Origin of the sequence: Hydrogenophaga sp., assembly GCF_030373225.1 — a bacterium.
Lineage (GTDB): Bacteria > Pseudomonadota > Gammaproteobacteria > Burkholderiales > Burkholderiaceae_C > Hydrogenophaga.
The window spans coordinates 67,545-87,578 of sequence record NZ_JAUCZG010000010.1; the positions used below are offsets into that span (position 1 = coordinate 67,545).

Annotated in this window: 19 protein-coding genes and 1 tRNA gene; 11 read left to right on the plus strand and 9 right to left on the minus strand. The window is 66.3% G+C overall.

Annotated elements, in window-relative coordinates; genetic code table 11:
* Positions 1-17 precede the first annotated feature (17 nt).
* From QUV35_RS07755 to QUV35_RS07780, 6 genes are all read left to right on the plus strand, one after another.
* Positions 18-1,229, plus strand: coding sequence for an aminotransferase class V-fold PLP-dependent enzyme (locus QUV35_RS07755; protein WP_300872324.1), 1,212 nt, complete (start codon positions 18-20; stop codon positions 1,227-1,229).
* Positions 1,230-1,306: 77 nt separating this feature from the next.
* Positions 1,307-2,323 (plus strand): TRAP transporter substrate-binding protein, encoded by a 1,017-nt coding sequence (locus tag QUV35_RS07760; protein ID WP_300872327.1) that lies wholly within the window; start codon positions 1,307-1,309, stop codon positions 2,321-2,323.
* 84 nt (positions 2,324-2,407) lie between these two features.
* A complete protein-coding gene (locus tag QUV35_RS07765; RefSeq protein ID WP_300872330.1) occupies positions 2,408-2,944 on the plus strand; it encodes a TRAP transporter small permease in 537 nt (178 codons plus the stop codon).
* A complete protein-coding gene (locus QUV35_RS07770; RefSeq protein WP_300872334.1) occupies positions 2,941-4,224 on the plus strand; it encodes a TRAP transporter large permease in 1,284 nt (427 codons plus the stop codon). The genes QUV35_RS07765 and QUV35_RS07770 overlap by 4 nt, the downstream gene beginning before the upstream one ends.
* Before the next feature lie 2 nt (positions 4,225-4,226).
* A complete protein-coding gene (locus tag QUV35_RS07775) occupies positions 4,227-5,009 on the plus strand; it encodes an enoyl-CoA hydratase/isomerase family protein (RefSeq protein WP_300872339.1) in 783 nt (260 codons plus the stop codon).
* Positions 5,006-6,226, plus strand: coding sequence for a CoA transferase (locus QUV35_RS07780; protein ID WP_300872342.1), 1,221 nt, complete (start codon positions 5,006-5,008; stop codon positions 6,224-6,226). Before QUV35_RS07775 ends, QUV35_RS07780 begins: the two co-directional genes overlap by 4 nt.
* A 120-nt stretch (positions 6,227-6,346) precedes the next feature.
* Here QUV35_RS07780 and alaS read toward each other — a convergent pair whose 3' ends face one another.
* Positions 6,347-8,980 carry an alanine--tRNA ligase gene (gene alaS, locus QUV35_RS07785; RefSeq protein WP_300872345.1) on the minus strand — a complete coding sequence of 878 codons (2,634 nt, stop codon included), beginning with the start codon at positions 8,978-8,980 and terminating at the stop codon, positions 6,347-6,349.
* A gap of 225 nt (positions 8,981-9,205) precedes the next feature.
* Between alaS and QUV35_RS07790 the strand changes: the two genes are divergently transcribed.
* Both QUV35_RS07790 and QUV35_RS07795 read left to right on the plus strand, forming a co-directional pair.
* Positions 9,206-10,696 (plus strand): NAD-dependent succinate-semialdehyde dehydrogenase, encoded by a 1,491-nt coding sequence (locus QUV35_RS07790; protein ID WP_300872347.1) that lies wholly within the window; start codon positions 9,206-9,208, stop codon positions 10,694-10,696.
* 13 nt (positions 10,697-10,709) lie between these two features.
* Positions 10,710-10,783 (plus strand) — tRNA-Gly (locus QUV35_RS07795).
* A gap of 58 nt (positions 10,784-10,841) precedes the next feature.
* Here the strand turns inward: QUV35_RS07795 and QUV35_RS07800 are convergent.
* From QUV35_RS07800 to QUV35_RS07810, 3 genes are all read right to left on the minus strand, one after another.
* Positions 10,842-11,420, minus strand: coding sequence for a TMEM165/GDT1 family protein (locus QUV35_RS07800; RefSeq protein ID WP_300872349.1), 579 nt, complete (start codon positions 11,418-11,420; stop codon positions 10,842-10,844).
* Between the two features lie 67 nt (positions 11,421-11,487).
* Positions 11,488-12,126 (minus strand): CoA transferase subunit B, encoded by a 639-nt coding sequence (locus tag QUV35_RS07805; protein ID WP_300872351.1) that lies wholly within the window; start codon positions 12,124-12,126, stop codon positions 11,488-11,490.
* A gap of 1 nt (position 12,127) precedes the next feature.
* Positions 12,128-12,835 carry a CoA transferase subunit A gene (locus QUV35_RS07810; protein ID WP_300872353.1) on the minus strand — a complete coding sequence of 236 codons (708 nt, stop codon included), beginning with the start codon at positions 12,833-12,835 and terminating at the stop codon, positions 12,128-12,130.
* Between the two features lie 89 nt (positions 12,836-12,924).
* Between QUV35_RS07810 and QUV35_RS07815 the strand changes: the two genes are divergently transcribed.
* Positions 12,925-13,479, plus strand: a complete 555-nt coding sequence (locus QUV35_RS07815) for a LuxR C-terminal-related transcriptional regulator (RefSeq protein ID WP_300872355.1) — start codon at positions 12,925-12,927, stop codon at positions 13,477-13,479.
* 368 nt (positions 13,480-13,847) lie between these two features.
* Here the strand turns inward: QUV35_RS07815 and QUV35_RS07820 are convergent, their stop codons facing one another.
* The gene (locus QUV35_RS07820; RefSeq protein WP_300872357.1) at positions 13,848-14,816 is read right to left on the minus strand and encodes a Bug family tripartite tricarboxylate transporter substrate binding protein; all 969 of its coding nucleotides are present in this window, start codon (positions 14,814-14,816) and stop codon (positions 13,848-13,850) included.
* 21 nt (positions 14,817-14,837) lie between these two features.
* Entirely contained in the window at positions 14,838-15,224 is a 387-nt protein-coding gene (locus QUV35_RS07825) for a carboxymuconolactone decarboxylase family protein (RefSeq protein WP_300872359.1), read from the minus strand.
* 106 nt (positions 15,225-15,330) lie between these two features.
* On the opposite strand from QUV35_RS07825, the gene QUV35_RS07830 reads away from it, so the two are divergent.
* Positions 15,331-15,909, plus strand: a complete 579-nt coding sequence (locus tag QUV35_RS07830; RefSeq protein ID WP_300872361.1) for a peroxidase-related enzyme — start codon at positions 15,331-15,333, stop codon at positions 15,907-15,909.
* Positions 15,910-15,945: 36 nt separating this feature from the next.
* Here QUV35_RS07830 and QUV35_RS07835 read toward each other — a convergent pair whose 3' ends face one another.
* The 3 genes from QUV35_RS07835 to QUV35_RS07845 form a co-directional block, all read right to left on the minus strand.
* On the minus strand, positions 15,946-16,368 hold the full coding sequence (locus QUV35_RS07835; RefSeq protein ID WP_300872363.1) for a thioesterase family protein: 423 nt from the start codon (positions 16,366-16,368) through the stop codon (positions 15,946-15,948).
* Positions 16,365-17,309, minus strand: a complete 945-nt coding sequence (locus tag QUV35_RS07840) for a DMT family transporter (protein WP_366945411.1) — start codon at positions 17,307-17,309, stop codon at positions 16,365-16,367. Before QUV35_RS07840 ends, QUV35_RS07835 begins: the two co-directional genes overlap by 4 nt.
* Before the next feature lie 122 nt (positions 17,310-17,431).
* Complete coding sequence (locus QUV35_RS07845; RefSeq protein ID WP_300872366.1) at positions 17,432-18,214, minus strand: SDR family oxidoreductase; 783 nt, start codon at positions 18,212-18,214, stop codon at positions 17,432-17,434.
* 133 nt (positions 18,215-18,347) lie between these two features.
* Between QUV35_RS07845 and QUV35_RS07850 the strand changes: the two genes are divergently transcribed.
* A complete protein-coding gene (locus tag QUV35_RS07850; RefSeq protein ID WP_300872369.1) occupies positions 18,348-20,033 on the plus strand; it encodes an electron transfer flavoprotein-ubiquinone oxidoreductase in 1,686 nt (561 codons plus the stop codon).
* The last annotated feature ends 1 nt before the right edge of the window (position 20,034 follow it).

The window sequence follows — 20,034 nt, forward strand, 5'->3', positions numbered from 1 at the left end:
AGAAAGGCCTTTTTCGCATGCTGACGACGAACTCCCACCCGACCGGGCGCCATTTCCTGCAGATCCCCGGCCCCTCTCCGGTGCCCGACCGCATCCTGCGGGCGATGAGCCTGCCCACCATCGACCACCGCGGCCCGGAGTTCGGGCGGCTGGGCCTGAAGGTGCTGGCCGACATGCAGGCGGTCTTCAAGACACAGCACCCGGTGATGATCTACCCGGCCTCGGGCACGGGCGCCTGGGAAGCGGCGCTGGTCAACACCCTGCAGGCGGGCGACCACGTGCTGATGTACGAGACCGGCCACTTCGCCTTTCTGTGGAACCGCCTGGCCACGCAGCTCGGCCTGAAGACCGAGGTGCTGAGCCTGCCCGGCCTGGAAGGCTGGCGCAACGGCGTGCAGGCCGACCTGATCGAACAACGCCTGAAGGCCGACAGCGGCCACAGCATCAAGGCGGTCTGCGTGGTGCACAACGAAACCTCCACCGGCGTGACCAGCGACATCGCGGCGGTGCGCCGCGCCATGGACGCGGCCCGCCACCCGGCCCTGCTGCTGGTCGACACCATTTCCGGCCTGGCCGGCGCCGAGTACGAACACGACGCCTGGGGCATCGACGTGTCCATCAGCGGCTCGCAAAAGGGCCTGATGCTGCCACCGGGCATCAGCTTCAACGCCTTGTCGCCCAGGGCCATCGAGGCCAGCAAGGCCTGCAAGACCCCGCGCAGCTACTGGGCCTGGGGCGAAATGATCGAGATGAACAAGGGCGGCTACTGGCCCTCGACCCCCAACACCAACCTGCTCTACGGCCTGAGCGAGGCCTGCGACATGCTGCAGGCCGAAGGCATGGCCCATGTGTATGCGCGCCACCAGCGCTGGGCAGCCGGGGTGCGCGCCGCCGTGAACGCCTGGGGCCTGCCGATCCAGTGCGCCGACCCGGCCGTGTATTCGCCCATCCTCACCGGCGTGATGACACCCGAAGGCGTGGACGCCGACGCGGTGCGCAAGCTGATCTACGAACGCTTCGACTGCTCGCTGGGCACCGGTCTGGGCAAGGTCAAGGGCCGCATGTTCCGCATCGGCCATCTTGGCGACAGCAACGATCTCACGCTGGTGGCCACCGTGGCCGGCTGCGAGATGGGCCTCAAGCTCGCGGGCGTGACGCTTGCCGGCTCGGGCGTGCAGGCCATCATGGACCACTTCGCCGCACACCCGGGCGGTATCGCCAAGGCCTGAGCGTTTTCACCGTGCGCCGCAGCGTCCGTGGGCGGGGCACCTGTTTTTCGAGCGGACAACAACCACAGGAGACAAGCATGCAGACACGCCACAACACCCTGGCAGCCTTCACCCGGCGGACCCTCGCCACCGCCATGGGCGCCTGCGCCCTGTTGCTGGCCACGGGCGCAGCACAAGCGCAAACAGAGATCAAGCTCGGTCACGTCGGAGGCCCGGGCTCGCTGTTCGAGCGCTCGGCCAACGAATTCGCGCGCCTGGCCAACGAGCGCCTGGGCAACAAGGCCAAGGTCGTGGTGTTCGGCTCCAGTCAGCTCGGCGGCGATTCGGAAATGATGCAGAAGCTGCGCCTGGGCACGCTGGAGCTGTCCATTCCGTCGACCATCATGTCGTCCAACGTGCCGGCCTTCGGCATGTTCGAGATGCCCTATCTGGTGAAGAACCGCGATCACATGAAGAAGATCGAGTCGGACATCCTGCGCCCGACCATGCTGCCCATGGCCGAGGAAAAGGGCTACAAGATCCTGGGCGTGTGGGAGAACGGCTTTCGCCACATCACCAGCAACACCAAGCCCATCGTCAAACCCGAAGACCTCAAAGGCATGCGCCTGCGGGTGCCACCGGGCGTGTGGCGCGTGAAGATGTTCCAGGCCTACGGGGCGAACCCGTCTCCCATGGCGCTGTCCGAGGTGTTCGTGGCGCTGCAGACCGGCGTGATGGACGGGCAGGAGAACCCGCTCACGCAGATCTTCTCGTCCAAGTTCCAGGAAGTGCAGAAGTTCATGTCGATGACCGGCCACGTGTACACGCCGGCCTTTCTGACGGCAGGCACGCGCAAGTTCGCCTCGTTGCCGGCCGAAGTGCGCGAGATCCTGGAGAAGACCGCGCAGGACGTGCAACCCTTCGTCTACAAGACCGCGGCCCAACTCGACGGTGAACTGGTCGACAAGATCAAGGCCGCCGGCACCAAGGTCAATGAAGCCGACAAGAACGCCTTCATTGCCGCGAGCAAGGCGGTCTACGAAGAGTTCGGCAAGGAAGTGCCGGGCGGTGCCGACCTGGTGAGCAAGGCCGTGGCCCTGGGCGCGGCGTTCTGAGCCCGCACTGCACACGTCCCGGGCCTGGCCTCGACCAGCGCCCGGGGCGTGTGCACAACCCTCTCTCCCTCAAGGATCTCCCCTGTGTTCTACACACTGCGCACCGCGTTCGACCGCACGCTGACCGCGTTCGTCATTTTCCTGCTGGCCTCGCTGGCGGTCATCGTCCTGATGGGCGTGACCTACCGCAAGCTGGGCATCGCCATGGTCTGGTACGACGAGGTGGCCTCGATTGCGCTGGCCTGGCTCACCTACTACGGTGCGGCACTGGCGGCCCTCAAGCGCGCGCACATCGGGTTTCCGGGCCTGGTCAACGCCATGCCGCCGGCCCTGCGCGTGCCGGTCGTGCTGTTCGGTGAAGCGGTGGTGATCACCTTCTTTGCACTGCTGGCCTGGTACGGCTACCAGGTGCTCGACATCCTGCAGGGCGACACCATGGTGAGCCTGCCCTGGGTGCCCACGCAACTCACGCAGTCGGTCATTCCGGTGGGTTCGGTGATGTTCATCCTGGCGCAACTCCTGAGCCTGCCCGAGCTGCTGGCGCAGGCGCGAGGCGCCGGCGTGATCGACGCCGAGAAGCAGGAAATGGAAAAAGAAATCCAGAAGGCGATGCAGTCATGACCGCCCTCTTTCTGTTCCTGGGCCTGATCGCCCTGATCCTGATCAACGTGCCCATCGGTGTCTCGCTCGGTGTGGTCGCCATGATCGCCATGGTGTTCCATGGCGGCACGGACTCGCTGCTGAGCGCGGCCATCACCATGTTCACCGGCGCCACCAGCTTCCCGCTGCTGTCGATCCCGCTGTTCATCCTGGCCGGCGCCATCATGAACTCGTCGAGCCTGTCGCGCCGGCTCATCGCTTTCGCCTCGGCCTGCTTCGGCTTCATCAAGGGCGGCCTGGCCATGGTCAACATCGGCACCTCGCTGTTCTTTGCCGAGATCTCCGGCTCCGCCGTGGCCGACGTGGCCGCCATGGGCTCCATCCTGATACCGGCGATGAAGAAGAAGGGGTATCCGAAAGAATTCGCAGCCGCGGTCACCTCGTCGTCGGCCACGCTGGCCATCATCATTCCGCCCTCGATCCCGATGATCCTGTACGCGGTGATGGCCGAGGCGTCGGTGGTGCAGATCTTCGTGGCCGGTATCGTGCCCGGCATTCTGGGCGGCGGCGGCATGATGGCGCTGGCCTACTGGTATGCCAAGCGCTACAACTACCCCGTGGAAGAAGTGTTCAGTTGGGCCAAGTTCCGCTCGACCTTCAAGGACGCAGCCTGGGCCTTCATGCTGCCGATGATCATCCTGGGCGGCATCTTCGGCGGCGTGGTCACCGCCACCGAAGGCGCGGCGCTGGCCGTGCTGGCCGCGCTGTTCATCGGTGGGGTCATCTACCGCGAACTCAACTTCAAGCACCTGTACGAGTCCATGCTCGAAGGCGGCATCCAGACCGCGGTGGTGATGCTGCTGGTGGCCGCCTCCGCCCTGCTCGGCCACCTGCTGACCGAGCAGCAGATTCCGCAACAGCTCGCATCCTGGATCTCGGCGCTCACCGACAACCGCTACGCGGTGCTCGGCATCCTCAACATCTTCTTCCTGGTGGTGGGCCTGTTCCTGCACTCGGCCGCAGCCATCATCCTGGTGGTGCCGATCGTGATGCCCCTGGTGCTCGCCGTGGGCATCGACCCGGTGCACTTCGGCCTGATCGTCACGCTCAACCTGGGCATCGGCCAGCAGACACCGCCGGTGGCCAGCGTGCTCATGACGGCCTGCTCGATCGCCAAGGCCGACATGTGGAAGGTGACGCGCGTGAACCTGCCCTTCATCGGGGTGCTGGTGGCACTGCTGCTCATGGTGACCTACGTCCCGGCGATCCCGATGTTCCTTGTTGAATACTTTTATCGTTGAGCATGACGGCCGACAACGGTGAGGTGACGCTGCACATCGAGGCCGACCTGGCTTCGGTGGTGTTCAACCGGCCCCAGGCACGCAACGCGATGACCTGGGCCATGTACGAACAGCTCGGCACCATTGGCCGCTCGCTCAAGGCCGACACCCGGGTGCGCTGCGTGGTGTTTCGCGGCGCAGGCGGACAGGCCTTCGTGGCGGGCACCGACATCGAACAGTTCACTGCCTTCAGCAGCGGTGAGGACGGCGTGGCTTACGAGCGGCAGATCGAGGCCTGCATCGATCTGCTGTGCAGCCTGCCCATGCCCACGGTGGCCGTGATCGATGGCTGGTGCGTGGGCGGCGGTCTGGCGATCGCCACCAGTTGCGACTTTCGCCTGGCCACGCCGGGCGCCCGGTTCGGCGTGCCGATTGCCAAGACGCTGGGCAACTGCCTGTCGATCCAGAACGTGGCCAGGCTGAGTGCGGCCTTCGGGCCGCAGCGCGTGCGGCGCATGCTGATGCTCGCCGAGTTCATCGGCGACGACGAGGCGCTGGCCTGTGGCTACCTGCACGCCATCGAGACCACCGAGGCCATGGACAGCGCCATCGCCTCGCTCACGCAGCGTCTCGCAGCGCTGGCGCCGGTGACCCAGCGCGTGAGCAAGGCCGCCCTGGAGCGGTTGGTCACGCAGGGTCTGGCCGAGGCCGACGACCTGATCCGCGCCGCGTACGGCAGCCAGGACTTCCACGAGGGCGTGGCGGCCTTCGTGGCCAAACGACCCCCCGTCTGGAGCGGCCAGTGAAAACCTCCAACGGACCGCTCGCGGGTCTGCGCGTGCTCGAGATCACCCAGATCATGTCGGGCCCGACCTGCGGCCTGCTGCTGGCCGACATGGGCGCCGACGTGATCAAGATCGAGAAAATCCCCGGCGGCGACGATGCGCGCGGCTACCGCGACCCGCAGGTCGGTGGCGTCTCGGCCCCGTTCATGATGATGAACCGCAACAAGCGCGGGCTGGCCCTCGACCTCAAGAGCCCGAAGGGCCGCGCACTGCTGCTGAAGATGGTGAAGAGCGCCGACGTGCTGGTGGAGAACTTTCGCGGCGGCACCATGGACAAGCTGGGCCTGGGGTACGAGGCTCTGAAGGCCGGGAACCCGGGCCTGATCTACTGCGCCATCACCGGCTACGGGCGCACCGGGCCGTATGCCGACAAGGGTGGTTTTGATCTGATCGCGCAGGGCTTCGCCGGCCTGATGTCCATCACCGGCGAGGCGGGTCGCCCGCCGGCCAAGAGCGGCAGCGCGGTGTCGGACATGAACGCCGGCATCCTGGGCGCGTTGGGCATCCTGGCGGCCTACATCCACAAGCTCAAGACCGGCGTAGGCCAGGTGGTGGACACCTCGCTCAGCGACGCGGCCCTGCAGCAGACCTACTGGCACGCAGCCGTGTGGTTCGCCACCCGGCGATCGCCCGAGCCCACCGGTTCGGCCCACATCCTGACCGCGCCCTACCAGGCGTTCGAGGCCAGCGACGGCTGGATCAACATCGGCGGCGCCAACCAGACCAACTGGGAACGCATCTGCGACGTGCTGGAGCACCCGCAGTGGCGCGACGACCCGCGCTTTGCCACCAACAGCGACCGCATGGCCAACCTCGGTGCGCTGGTGGACCTGATGAACGCGGTGCTGCGCACCGGCACGCGCGCCCGGTGGCAGGCGGCGTTCGACGCCGCGGGTGTGCCGGCCGGCCCGGTGCACACCATCGGCGAAGCGCTGAGCCACCCGCAGACGCTGGCGCGCGGCATGGTGGTGGACATCGAGCATCCCCAGGCCGGCCGCACGCAGGCCGTGGGCTGCCCGATCCACTTTTCAGCCACGGCCGATCGCAGCAGCACGCCTGCGCCGCTGCTGGGCCAGCACACGCGCGAGGTGCTGCGCGAGTTTGACCTCGCGGAAGCCGAGATTGACGCCCTGCTGGCCGAAGGCGTGGTCAGCGAGCCACTTCCTCGCACGGGCTGAGGCCACCCCCGTTCGGGCTGAGCCTGTCGAAGCCTCGCCCAGGTGCTGGTGAGCCCTTCGACAAGCTCAGGGCGAACGGGGAAGGGTTGGCGCGGGGCGAACGGAGTTGGGTTGGCGGCCTCAGGCCCGCTCGGCCACCCAGGCCTGCACCGACTTCAGCGCAGTGCCCAGGTTGGAGGCATCGGTGCCGCCGGCCATGGCCATGTCGGCCTTGCCGCCGCCCTTGCCGCCCACCTGTTGCGCCACGAAATTCACCAGCTCGCCGGCCTTGAGCCGGCCCACGCTGTCGGCGGTGATGCCCGCCGCGATCTGCACCTTGTTGCCGTCCACCGACGCCAGCACGATGGCCGCGGTCTTGAGCTTGTCCTTGAGCTTGTCCATGGTCTCGCGCAGGGCCTTGGCGTCGGCGCCGGCCAGCACCGCTGCCAGCACCTGGATGCCCTTGACCTCGATCGCCTGGTTCACCAGCTCGTCGCCCTGCGCCGAGGCCAGGCGGCTCTTGAGCGCGTTCATGTCCTTTTCCAGCTCACGCATCTGCTCGAGCAGCGCGCCCACCCGCGCGGGCACTTCGCCGGGTGTGACCTTGAGCGTGCCGGCCACGCCACCGAGCGTCTCTTCCATGCCCTGCACATAGGCCAGCGCATTGAGACCGGTGACCGCCTCCACCCGCCGCACGCCGGCGGCCACACCGCCCTCGGCGGTGATGGTGAAGAAGCCGATGTCGCCCGTGGCCTTGACGTGGGTGCCGCCACACAGTTCGCGGCTGGAGCCGATGTCGAGCACCCGCACCGACTCGCCGTATTTCTCGCCGAACAGCATCATCGCGCCGGTCTTCTGTGCCGACTCGATGTCCATCACACGCGCCTGCGTGGGGGCGTTGGACACGATCTCGGCGTTCACCTGTCTTTCGATCTCGCGGATCTGTGCGTCGGTCACGGGCGCGTTGTGCGTGAAGTCGAAACGCGTCTTGTCGGCATCGACCAGGCTGCCTTTCTGCTGCACGTGATCACCGAGCACTTCGCGCAGCGCCTTGTGCATCAGGTGGGTGACCGAATGGTTGCGCACGGTGGCGGCGCGCACCGCCGTGTTGACCTGGGCCGCCGCGCTGTCGCCCACGCTGATGGTGCCCTGCACCACGGTGCCGTGGTGACCGAACACGTCGGCCTTGATCTTCTGCGTGTCGGCCACGTCGAAGCGCGCCGAGCCGCTGGTGATCACACCCTCGTCGCCCACCTGGCCGCCGCTCTCGGCGTAAAACGGGGTGCTGTCGAGCACGACCACACCGCTCTGGCCGGTCTTGAGTTCGGCCACGGGCGTGCCGTCGAGGTAGAGCGCCACGATCTTGCCGGTGGCGTCGAGCTGTTCGTAGCCCACGAAGGCATTGCCCGCTCCGGCGTACTCCAGCGCCTTGTCCATCTTGAACTTGCCGGCCGCGCGGCCCTTGGCCTTTTGCGCTTCCATGGCGGCATGAAAGCCGGCCTCGTCCACCGTCAGACCGCGCTCGCGGCACACGTCGGCAGAGAGGTCGAGCGGAAAGCCGTAGGTGTCGTGCAGCTTGAAGGCCACGTCGCCGGGCAGCACCTTCGATCCATCGGCCAAGGCCGCGTCCAGGATCTCCATGCCGTTGGCCAGCGTCTCGTAAAAGCGCTCTTCCTCCACCCGCAACACCTCGGTGATGCGCTGCGCCTGGCTCGCGAGGTTCGGATACGCCTGGCCCATCAGGCGAACCAGGTCGGGCACCATCTTGTGAAAGAACGGCGTCTTCTGGCCCAGCTTGTAACCGTGGCGTATGGCGCGGCGCACGATGCGGCGCTGCACGTAACCACGGCCTTCGTTGCTCGGGATCACGCCGTCGCTGATGAGGAATGCCGTGGCGCGGATGTGGTCGGCGATCACCTTGAGCGACGGGTTGGAGAGGTCGTCGGTGTGGGTCTCGCGGCCCGCGGCCTTGATCAGCGCCTCGAAGATGTCGATCTCGTAGTTGCTGTGCACATGCTGCAGGATCGCAGCCAGGCGCTCCAGGCCCATGCCGGTGTCCACGCAGGGCGCGGGCAGCGGCGTCACGGCCCCGGTCTCGTCCATGTTGAACTGCATGAACACGTTGTTCCAGATCTCGATGAAGCGGTCGCCGTCTTCATCGGGGCTGCCGGGTGGGCCGCCGGGGATGTGGTCGCCGTGGTCGTAGAAGATCTCCGAGCAGGGGCCACACGGTCCGGTGTCGGCCATCATCCAGAAGTTGTCGCTCTTGTAGCGTCCGCCCTTGTTGTCGCCGATGCGGATCACGCGCTCGGGCGGCAGGCCGATCTCTTTCGTCCAGATGTCGTAGGCCTCGTCGTCCTCTTCGTACACCGTGGCCAGCAGGCGTTCCTTGGGCAGCCGGTAGACCTCGGTCAGCAGCTCCCAGGCCCATGTCAGGCTCTCGCGCTTGAAGTAGTCGCCGAACGACCAGTTGCCCAGCATCTCGAAGAAGGTGTGGTGGCGTGCGGTGTAGCCCACGTTCTCCAGGTCGTTGTGCTTGCCGCCGGCGCGCAGGCAGGCCTGCACCGACGCTGCGCGCACATAGGGGCGCTTGTCGGTGCCGAGGAACACGTCCTTGAACTGGACCATGCCCGAATTGGTGAACATGAGCGTGGGGTCGTTGCCGGGCACCAGCGGGCTGGAGGCGACCACGGTGTGGCCCTTGGAGGCGAAGAAGTCCAGAAAGCTCTTGCGGATGTCGGCAACGGAAACAACTGCGGTGACAGGGCGGGTCATGGGGGCCTTGTGGTTTTCGGTCAAAGGAGGCGACTGCCGCGCGGGCGCGCGAAACCCCGTATTTTCCAACATGGCGGGCCGGTTGCTTCCCGGCGGGCTTTCACCGCGTTGCCGCGCGGGTGGACCGGGGGCCGAGGTCGCCAGCGGTACTGCACGCCGGGAGCCAAAAGGCTATGCTTTGCGGCTGCCCCGCCACGCTGGCGCGCCGTACCCCGGAGACACCCCATGGACATGAAGACATCCCCCCTCGCCCTGCTCAAGGACCCCACCCTGCTCAAGACCGACGGCCTGGTCAACGGCCAGTGGGTCGCGGGTGCCAGCCGCTTCGACGTGCTCGACCCGGCCACCGGCCACAAGCTCGCCGACGTGGCCAACCTCGGCCCGAAGGACGCCGAAGCAGCCATTGCCGCGGCCAACGCCGCCTGGCCCGCCTGGAAGGCCAAAACCGCCAAGGAACGCAGCATCATCCTGCGCAAGTGGTTCGACCTGCTCATGGCCAACCAGGAGGACCTGGGCCGCATCCTCACCGCCGAACAAGGCAAGCCCTTTGCCGAGGCCAAGGGCGAGATCGCCTACGGCGCGAGCTTCGTGGAGTGGTTTGCCGAAGAGGCCAAACGCGTCAACGGCGAGACCCTGCCCACCTTCGACAACAACCGCCGCCTGATCGTGCTCAAGCAGCCCATCGGCGTGTGCGCGGCCATCACGCCGTGGAACTTCCCGCTGGCCATGATCACCCGCAAGGTCGCACCGGCCCTGGCTGCTGGCTGCCCGGTGATCATCAAACCCGCCGAACTCACCCCGCTGACCGCGCTGGCCGCGGCCGAGCTGGCCATCCGGGCCGGCATTCCGGCCGGTGTGCTCAACATGCTGTGCGCCGATGCCGACAACAGCATCGCCGTGGGCAAGGTGCTGTGCGAGAGCGACGTGGTGCGCCACATCAGCTTCACCGGCTCGACCGAAGTCGGCCGCATCCTCATGGCGCAGTGCGCGCCCACGGTCAAGAAGATGTCGCTCGAACTCGGCGGCAACGCGCCCTTCATCGTGTTCGACGACGCCGACGTCGACAGCGCGGTCGAGGGCGCCTTCGCCAGCAAGTACCGCAACGCCGGCCAGACCTGCGTCTGCTCCAACCGCATCTACGTGCAGGCCGGTGTGTACGACAGCTTTGTGGAGAAGTTCTCTGCCAAGGTCAAGACCACCAAGGTCGGCAACGGCTTTGAGGACGGGGTGAACCAGGGCCCGCTGATCGAAGAGGCCGCGCTGGTGAAGGTGCAGCGCCACGTGGACGATGCGGTGGCCAAGGGCGCGCGCGTGATGACCGGCGGCAAGCGGCTGACGAACATCGGCAGCGGCCAGTTCTTCGAGGCCACCGTGGTGGCCGACGCCACGGCCGACATGCTCTGCGCCAGGGAAGAAACCTTCGGCCCGTTTGCCCCGGTGTTCAAGTTCCACACCGAGCAGGAGGCCATCGACGCGGCCAACAACACCGAATTTGGTCTGGCCAGCTACTTCTACAGCCGCGACGTGGGCCGCATTTTCCGAGTGAGCGAAGCGCTCGAATACGGCATGGTCGGCATCAACGTCGGCATCCTGGCCACCGAACACGTGCCGTTCGGCGGCGTGAAGCAGTCGGGCCTGGGCCGCGAAGGTTCGCACCACGGCATGGACGACTATGTGGAGATCAAGTACCTCTGCGTGGGCGACATCCTCAAGTAAACTCTCTCGCTCTGCGGGTGTAGTTCAATGGCAGAACGGCAGCTTCCCAAGCTTCATACGAGGGTTCGATTCCCTTCACCCGCTCCACTCGTGCAAAAGGCCCCTCCCGGGGCCTTTTTTGTTGTTCCGGCGTTGCCGGCGCGGGTCAGCCGATGAAGGATTTCCCGACGCCCAGCAGGGTCAGCACACCCAGCGCGGCGAAGATCAGCGCGGCGATGGTGTGGACCAGCTTGATGGGCACCCGCCGGGTGAGCTTGTCGCCAAAGAAGACGACCGGCGCATTGGCCAGCATCATGCCGAACGTGGTGCCGAGCACCACGGCGTACAGCGGCTCGTATTGAGCGCCGAGTGCCACGGTGGCGATCTGGGTCTTGTCGCCCATCTCGGCCAGAAAGAAGGCCCACACGGTGACGAAGAAGACGCCCATCTGCCGCCGGGGCACCGCGTCCTCGTCGTCGAGTTTGTCGGGGATCAACATCCACAGCGCCATGGCGATGAAAGACACGCCGAGCACCCAGCGCATGACGTCCGGCCCCATGGCCGCCATGACCCAGGCACCGGCGGCGCCCGCGATGGCGTGGTTGAGCAAGGTGGCCACCAGGATGCCCCAGACGATGGGCCAGGGGCGCTTGAAGCGCGCGGCCAGCACGAGGGCCAGCAGTTGCGTCTTGTCGCCCATTTCAGCGAGCGTGACGATGCCGGTGGACAGAAGAAAGGCTTCCAAGGCGGACCTGACAGGAAATGGAAACGCCCGCACGGGGCGGGCGTGAAACTGGCGCGAGTTTAGCTGCTCAGATCAGCTGCGGCTCGGTCCTGGACTGGATGAATTCGCGCGTCACGCCAGGGGCGAGCTCCACCAGCTTCAGGCCTTGCGGCGTCACGTCCATCACACCCAGGTCGGTGATGATGCGGTCCACCACGCCCACGCCGGTCAGGGGCAGCGAACACTGCTTGAGGATCTTCAGGTCTTCGGTACCATCCTTCTTTTTGGCCACGTGCTCCATCAGGACGATCACGCGCTTGACACCGGCCACCAGGTCCATCGCGCCGCCCATGCCCTTGACCATCTTGCCGGGGATCATCCAGTTCGCCAGATCGCCCTTTTCGCTGACCTGCATGGCGCCCAGGATGCTCAGGTTGATCTTGCCGCCGCGGATCATGGCGAAGCTGTCGTGGCTGCCGAAGATGCTGGAGCCTGCAATGGTGGTCACGGTCTGCTTGCCGGCATTGATGAGGTCGGCATCGACCTCGTCTTCCGTGGGGAACGGGCCGATGCCGAGCATGCCGTTCTCGCTCTGCAGCCACACCTCCTTGTCGGCGGGCACGAAGTTGGCCACCAGCGTGGGAATGCCGATGCCCAGGTTCACATAGAAGCCGTCTTCGAGTTCGTGGGCTGCGCGTGCAGCCATCTGGTCTTGGTTCCAGGGCATCTCAGACTCCTTCCTTGGGGGTGATCGTGCGCTTCTCGATGCGCTTTTCGGGCGTGGCGTTGAGCACCAGGCGGTGCACGTAGATGCCGGGCAGGTGGATGTGGTCGGGTTCCATGGCGCCCTTCTCCACGATTTCCTCGACCTCGACCACGCAGATCTTGCCGGCCATGGCCACGGCCGGATTGAAGTTGCGCGCCGTGAAGCGGAACTGCAGGTTGCCCGAGGTGTCGGCACGCCAGGCCTTCACCAGCGAGACGTCGGGCACCAGCGCGCGCTCCATCACGTAGGTCTCGCCGTCGAACTCGCGCAGTTCCTTGCCTTCGGCCACGATGGTGCCCACACCGGTCCTGGTGAAGAACGCCGGGATGCCGGCGCCACCGGCGCGCAGCTTCTCGGCCAGCGTGCCCTGGGGCGTGAATTCGAGTTGCAGTTCTCCGGCCAGGTACTGGCGCTCGAACTCCTTGTTCTCGCCGACGTAGCTCGAGATCATCTTGGTGATCTGGCGCGTCTCGAGCAGTTTTCCGAGGCCGAAACCGTCCACGCCCGCGTTGTTCGAGATCACGGTGAGGTTCTTTTTGCCACTGTCGCGCAGGGCATCGATCAGGGCTTCGGGGATGCCGCAGAGGCCAAAGCCGCCCACGGCAAACAACTGGCCGTCGGCCACGATGTCTTTGAGCGCGTCGGCGGCGCTCGGGTGGATCTTGTTCACGTTGCTGACTCCTGGGTTGAGGCAAGGAAGCCGGTACGATACTACGTAACCACATACGTAGTAACTCGTAAAGCAAAACCCTCACCGGCATGGACATCGACTACCGCCTGGCCTTCGATCTGGCCCCTGTGGGCCTGGCGCTGTCGCGCCAGCGCACCATGGTCGATTGCAACCAGGCGCTGTGCGACATGTTCGGCGCCCCGCGCGAGCAGCTGGTGGGCCAGAGCTTCCAGATCCTGTATCCGAGCGTCGACGAATACGAACGGCTGGGCGCACGCATGGCCACCTTGCTGGGCAAAGGGGGCACCTATGCCGACGACCGCATCATGAAGCGGGTGGGCGGGCGGCTGCAGGACGAAACCTTCTGGTGCCATGTGACCGGTCGCGCGCTCAACCGCGAGACGCCGCACGCCGCCGGCATCTGGAGCTTCGAAGACCTGAGCTCGCGCCGCACCGCGCACGCCGACCTCACGCCGCGAGAGCGCGAGGTGGCCGCCCACCTCATGAGCGGCCTGACCAGCAAGGAGATCGGCAAGGCCCTGGCGATCAGCCACCGCACCGTGGAGATCTACCGCGCAAGGCTCATGCGCAAGTACGGGGCGCACAGCACGCCGGACCTGGTGCACCGTTTGCTGGCGGGTTGATTCCCCGTTCGGGCCGAGGTCCGTTCATTCCGAGTCTGCCGAAAGGGTCGAAGTCTTCACACCACCGCGTGAGGATGCCCTTCGACAGGCTCAGGGCGAACGGAGGTGTTTGCCGTTCGGACTGAGCCTGCCTCCGTTCGGACTGAACCTGTCGAAGTCCCGCCAACAGCCCTGTTGAGCCCTTCGACAAGCTCAGGGCGAACGGGGCCGCCCCAAGCCGGATCAGCCCCCCCGGGGGGCAGCGGACCTCGCGCAGCGGGGGAGCGTGGGGGCAAAAGACCGGGCCAGCCGCCGGGCCGCCCCAAGGCAGGCCCAGCCCCCCCGGGGGGCAGCGGACCTCGCGCAGCGGGGCAGCGTGGGGGCCACATTCACTGAGGCACGAAGCCGCTGTCCTGAACGATCTTCCCCCACACCTTGCCGTAGGCCTGCTCACGCGCGCCCAGTTGTTCGCCGGTCATGAAGCCCACGCTCAGTCCCATGGCGGTGAGCTTGTCGCGCACATCGGGCTGGGCAATGGCCTTCTGCACCGCCTGGGCGATGCGGTCCAGCGTCGCCTTGGGCGTGACGGCAGGCGCGAACAGGCCGTAATACGGCACGTCTTCAAATCCCTTGAGGCCGAGCTCGGCGAAGGTGGGCACCTCGGGCATGGCGGCCTGACGCTGCGAGCCCATGACAGCCACCACCCGCAGCTTGCCGGCCTTGTGGTTCTCGATGAAGTCGGGAATGGAGGCCACGCCGGCCGGGATCTGGTTGCCCAGCATGTCGGACATCATGGGTGCGCTGCCGCGGTAGGGGGCGGCAACCAGGTCCAGGCCATTCTGTTTCGCGATCACCTGCACCAGGAACTGCGGCACCGAGGCCGGCGCGGGAATGCCCACCGTGCCCTTGCCGCCGGAGGCCTTCACGCCGTCGACCCAGGCCTTGAAACCGTTGGCGGGTGTGCCGCCCGACACCGCGAAGGCGTTGACGAAGGTGGCAAAACCAGCCACCGGCACGAAGTCTCTGGCGGGCTCGTAGCCCGGCGACTTCATGACCATGGGCAGGATGGTGATGCTGTGGTCGTGGCTCAGGAACAGGGTGTTGCCGTCGGCTGCCGAGGCCTTGAGGGTCTGGGCCGCGATCTGGCCGCCGGCACCCGGCTTGTTCTCGACGATGACCGCGTGGCCCAGCTCGTCCTTGAGCCGCTCGCCCAGGATGCGGGCGATGGCATCGGTGCCGCCGCCGGGCGGGAACCCGACCAGGATGCGGGTGGTGGTCTGGGCTTGCGCCAGGCCGAAGCCGAGAGCGAGGCAGGCCGCCACGGCGGTGCGGCGGGTGAGGGTGAAGGGAAAGGTCATGGGAACTCCGGTCTGAAAAAATCAGGTGCGATCGGCTTCGACGACAGACGCAGCGGTGCGGAACGCCTCCACCGCGGTGGGCACGCCACAGTACACCGCCACCTGCAACAGCACTTCCTGCAGCTCGGCCGGCGTGGCCCCGTTGTTGAGCGCGCCGCGCACGTGGCCCTTGAGCTCGTGCTGCTTGCCCAGCGCGGCGAGCATGGTCACGGTGATCAGGCTGCGCGTCTTCAGGTCGAGCGTGCCGCGCTGCCACACGTCGCCCCAGGCCTTGCGCGTGATGTGCTGCTGTATCGGTTCGGTGAAAGGCGTCATGTTGTCCAGCGCGTTGGCCACGAAGGCCTCGCCCATGACCCGCTTGCGCATGGCCAGGCCGCGCTCGAACTCGGGGTCGCTGGTGTTCTGCATGGTGTGATCCTTGGAAAAGAGAAAACGTCTCACCAACGATACCGCAGCCCCCGGGGTCGCTACGATCGGTGAAACACGCTTTGCCACCCAAACCCTGGAGACCACCATGAACCGCTACCCCGCCCCCGACATCAACGACCTGCCCGAGGACATCAAGGCCAAGGTGCTGGAAGTGCAGGCCAAGGCCGGTTTCGTGCCCAACGTGTTCCTCGCTTTCGCCCGCCGCCCGGCCGAGTGGCGCGCCTTCTTTGCCTACCACGACGCGCTCATGCTCAAGGAAGAAGGCTCGCTGACCAAGGGCGATCGAGAGATGATCGTCACCGCCACCAGCGCGGCGAACCACTGCCTCTACTGCGTGGTGGCCCACGGCGCGATCCTGCGCATCCACGAGAAAAAGCCCATGGTGGCCGACCAGGTGGCCGTGAACCACCACAAGGCCGACATCACACCGCGCCAGAAGGCCATGCTCGACTTCGCGCTGAAGGTCTGCCTGGCCTCCCACGAGATCAACGAAGACGACTTCGCCCCGCTGCACGCCCACGGCTTCTCCGACGAAGACATCTGGGACATCGCCGCCATCACCGCGTTCTTCGGCCTGTCCAACCGCATGGCCAGCTTCAGCAACATGCTGCCGAACCCGGAGTTCTATTTGATGGGACGTGTGCCCAAGGTCAAGGCGTCCTGAAGAACGCGCAGCGCTGCACCACCGGCCCGGCGGCGCTCAGTCGCCGAGGTGGCTGCGCAGCTTCTGCGGAATGGGCGCCGATTTCTGCTTCGGGAAATCCACCCACACGGTGGTGGCACCGCCCGAGGCGTACACCGTCCCGGGGTCGTCGCTGCGCGTCAGGGTGCACCAGGTCTCGAAGCTGCTGCGCCCGACATCGCTCGCGTACATGGTGGCGATCACGTCGCCTGGAAATTCCAGCTGTTTGTGAAACGTGCAGAAGGCGTTGACGATCACCGGGCCCTCGCCCTGCGGGTCGGGCGCGCAGCCGATGCTGTGCATCCACTCGATGCGGATGGTCTCGAGATAACGGAAGTAGGTGGTGTTGTTCACATGCCCCATCGCATCCATGTCGCCCCAGCGGATGGGAATGCTCATGCGAAACACCTGCTTCTTGCTGTCGGGCAATTCGAACTTCATCGGTGGGCCTTGATGGATGCGAGGATGCCCAGGACGAACAGCAGGCAGGCGGCCCACTGCACCGGCACGGGCCAGGCGCCGTCCCAGGCGAAGCTGTAGAGCAGACCGAACACGGTCTCGCTCACGATGAGCTGGCCGGCGAGGCTGGCGCTCAGGCGCCGGCTGGCCATGTTCCAGAGCACCGACGCCACCCAGGCCGCGCCGATGCCGGTGACCACACACACCGCGACAAAGGTGCCGAAGCCGGGTCGCGAGGCCAGGGTGGACAGATCGGTGCCCGCCACGGCCCAGATGAGCAGTGCGCCCGCACCCGCGGCCACGCCGAGCCAGTTGGCCCACACGGTGGAGTTCACCTCGGGGTGGCGGGTGAGCCAGCGCGCGTTGAGCAGGCCGAACGCGGTCCACGACAGCATCGCCAGCACCGCATAGAAGATGCCCAGCCACAGGTCTGTGCCCGAACCCTCGCCCCGCTCCTGCGCGGTGGCCTGCATCATCAGCAGCATGCCCGCCACCGTGAGCAACAGGCCCGGCGCGAGCGAGCGCCAGCGCAGGCCCGAAGGTTTGCCCAGCAACATGATCCACAGCGGAATGGTGCCGATGATGAGCACCGGCAGCGCCGCGCCGGCCGCCTGGATGGCCAGCACCAGCAACAGGTAGTAGCCGGTGTAGCCCAGCAGGCTGAGCCACAGCGCCGCCCCGGCCTGGGCCAGCGTGGGGCGCTGCGCATCGCCGCGCGCGGCGGCCCACAGCAGCAGCACCACTGAAAGCAAGCCGCAGGACAGGTATCGCCCCACGGTGAGGTCGATCGAGCTGAAGCCCGGCGCGATCAGCGGCGCAACGAAGGTCGTGCCCCAGAACGCGCCGGCGCCCACGCCGGCCAGGATGCCGGTCACCATGCCCGGCGGCCAGCCCGACGGCCGGCCCAGCACCGCAACGTTCACTGACAACCCCTCTCGCGCGGGCCAGGGTCCAATCCGGAAACACCGCAGAACCGGCTTTGCCGGGCTGCAGGTGTTGTCCCCTGGGGGGTGACGCCGCAGGCGGCGCGGGGGGGATTCATTGACTAGGCACCAAAGCCGTCGTCGGCAGCGATCACCGCGCCATTGATGAAATGGCTTTCGTTCGAACACAGCATCACCAGCAGCGCGTCCAGGTCGGTCGGCACCCCGACACGCTTGCGCGGCAGCATGCCGATGAGCTTCCGGCCCTGTTCGGTCTGCCAGTGGTGGTGGTTGATCTCGGTGTCGATGTAGCCCGGGCAGATGGCGTTCACGTTGATGCCGTACTTGCCCCACTCCACCGCCATCGCCTTGGTCATCTGCACCACCGCGGCCTTGCTCATGCAGTACACGCCGATCTGCGGCAGCACCTTGAGGCCCGCCATGGAGGCGATGTTGACGATGCGGCCACCCACGTAGGTACCCGGTGCTGCGCCCTTGGCGCGGGCCAGCATGCGCTTGCCCACTTCCTGTGCCACGAAGAACGCGCCCTTGGTGTTGGTGTTGAAGATGAAGTCGTAGTCTTCCTCGGTCACGTCCTGCAGGCGCTGCGTGGTGCTCACGCCCGAGTTGTTGACCAGGATGTCGATGGCGCCGACCTCGGTCTCGGCATGTGCCACCGCCGCCTTGATGGAGGCCTGATCGGTCACGTCCATGGCCACCACGTGGGCATCGCCCCCCTCGGCTTCGATGTGGGCCCGCAGGGCCATGAGGCGGTCGGTGCGCCGGCTGGCCAGCACGACGGCGGCACCGGCCCTGGCCAGGGTCTTGGCGAACTGTTCGCCCAGCCCGCCCGATGCACCGGTGATCAGGGCCACGCGGCCCGACAAGTCCATGCTGTATGCCACGATGCAAACTCCCGAGTGAAGATTAGAACGACCGTTCGATTTTGTGCGGCTGCCGCATAAAATGCTGTCTGTCGAGTGACACGCAAGGCGCAGGCTGCGCCTTCTTCAAAAATCATTATCAGCGAGACCCCCGATGACCCACGAAGAATTGCTGGCCCAGTTCGGCCCCCGCGAAGCCATGGAATACGACGTGGTCGTGGTCGGTGGCGGCCCGGCTGGCCTGGCCACCGCCATTCGCCTGAAACAACTGGCCACCAGCAAGGGCAGCGAGATCAATGTGTGCGTGCTGGAGAAAGGCTCCGAGCCTGGTGCACACATCCTCAGCGGCGCGGTCATGGACCCGATCGCGATCACCGAGCTCTTTCCCGACTGGAAAGAACGCGGCGCACCACTGAACCAGCCCGTGACCGGTGACGACCTGCTGGTGCTCACCGAGACCGGCGCCACCCGCACGCCCGACTGGCTGATGCCGCGCAATTTCCACAACGACGGCTGCTATGTGATCAGCCTGGGCGCGGTCACCAAATGGCTGGGCGAACAGGCCGAGGCGCTCGGCGTGGAAATCTTCCCCGGCTTCACCGCCGCCGAAGTGCTCTACAACGACGACGGCTCGGTCAAGGGCGTGGCCACTGGCCACCTGGGCCTGGGCAAGGACGGCGAGCCCACGGGCCACTTCCAGCTCGGCATGGAACTGCACGCCAAATACACCGTGTTCGCCGAAGGCGCGCGCGGCCATCTGGGCAAACAGCTGATCAGCAAATTCCAGCTCGCCGAAGGCAAGGACGCCCAGACCTTTGCCATCGGCATCAAGGAACTGTGGGAAGTGCCGGCCGACAAAGCCAGGCCCGGTCTGGTGGTGCACACCGCCGGCTGGCCGATGGACGCCGACACCTTCGGTGGCGGCTTCCTCTACCACCTCGAAGGCAACAAGGTCACGCTGGGCCTGGTGGTGGGTCTGGACTACCAGAACCCCTGGATGTCGCCGTTTGAAGAGATGCAGCGATGGAAAACGCACCCCAGCATCCTGGCCCACATCGAAGGCGGCAAGCGGCTGGGTTACGGCGCGCGTGCGCTGAACAACGGCACGCCGCAGGCCCTGCCGAAACTGAGCTTTCCGGGCGGCGCCATGGTGGGCTGCAACGCCGGCTTTTTGAACGCCGCGCGCATCAAGGGCAGCCATGCCGCCATCAAGAGCGGCATGCTCTGCGCCGAAGCCGCTTTTGAAGCGGTCAGCGCCGGGCGCCAGAGCGACGAGCTGACGGCGTTCACCGAGGGTTTCGAAAAGAGCTGGCTGTTTGATGAGCTCTGGACCTACCGCAACTTCAAGAACTGGTTCAAGAAGAGCCCGCTGCTGGGCAAGCTCATGACCGGCGTGGAGCACTGGTTCCTGCCCAAGGTGGGCGTGAAGACGCCGCCCTGGACGCTGCACAACAGCACGCCCGACCACCTGAAGCTGCGTCCGGTCGACGAGATGCCGAAGATCACGTATCCCAAGCCGGACAACAAGATCACCTTCGACAAGCTCTCCAGCGTCTTCGTGTCCAACACCAACCACGAAGAGAACCAGCCGGCCCACCTCACGCTGCGCAACAACACCGTGCCGGTGCAGATCAACCTGGCGAAATACGCCGGCCCCGAGAGTCGCTACTGCCCGGCGGGCGTGTACGAGTACGTGAAGAACGACGACAACACCGACCGGCTGCAGATCAACGCGCAGAACTGCGTGCACTGCAAGACCTGCGACATCAAGGACCCGACGCAGAACATCGTGTGGGTCACGCCCGAGGGCGGCGGCGGGCCGAACTACGCGGGCATGTGAG

Coding starts and splice junctions, on each gene's coding strand:
- alaS (WP_300872345.1), bottom strand. CDS start 8,980: ATGACCCGCCCTGTCACCGCAGTTGTTTCCGTTGCCGACATCCGCAAG.
- QUV35_RS07825 (WP_300872359.1), bottom strand. CDS start 15,224: ATGCAGAACACCAGCGACCCCGAGTTCGAGCGCGGCCTGGCCATGCGC.
- QUV35_RS07805 (WP_300872351.1), bottom strand. CDS start 12,126: ATGCCCTGGAACCAAGACCAGATGGCTGCACGCGCAGCCCACGAACTC.
- QUV35_RS07770 (WP_300872334.1), top strand. CDS start 2,941: ATGACCGCCCTCTTTCTGTTCCTGGGCCTGATCGCCCTGATCCTGATC.
- QUV35_RS07760 (WP_300872327.1), top strand. CDS start 1,307: ATGCAGACACGCCACAACACCCTGGCAGCCTTCACCCGGCGGACCCTC.
- QUV35_RS07775 (WP_300872339.1), top strand. CDS start 4,227: ATGACGGCCGACAACGGTGAGGTGACGCTGCACATCGAGGCCGACCTG.
- QUV35_RS07820 (WP_300872357.1), bottom strand. CDS start 14,816: ATGACCTTTCCCTTCACCCTCACCCGCCGCACCGCCGTGGCGGCCTGC.
- QUV35_RS07755 (WP_300872324.1), top strand. CDS start 18: ATGCTGACGACGAACTCCCACCCGACCGGGCGCCATTTCCTGCAGATC.
- QUV35_RS07850 (WP_300872369.1), top strand. CDS start 18,348: ATGACCCACGAAGAATTGCTGGCCCAGTTCGGCCCCCGCGAAGCCATG.
- QUV35_RS07835 (WP_300872363.1), bottom strand. CDS start 16,368: ATGAAGTTCGAATTGCCCGACAGCAAGAAGCAGGTGTTTCGCATGAGC.
- QUV35_RS07830 (WP_300872361.1), top strand. CDS start 15,331: ATGAACCGCTACCCCGCCCCCGACATCAACGACCTGCCCGAGGACATC.
- QUV35_RS07815 (WP_300872355.1), top strand. CDS start 12,925: ATGGACATCGACTACCGCCTGGCCTTCGATCTGGCCCCTGTGGGCCTG.
- QUV35_RS07790 (WP_300872347.1), top strand. CDS start 9,206: ATGGACATGAAGACATCCCCCCTCGCCCTGCTCAAGGACCCCACCCTG.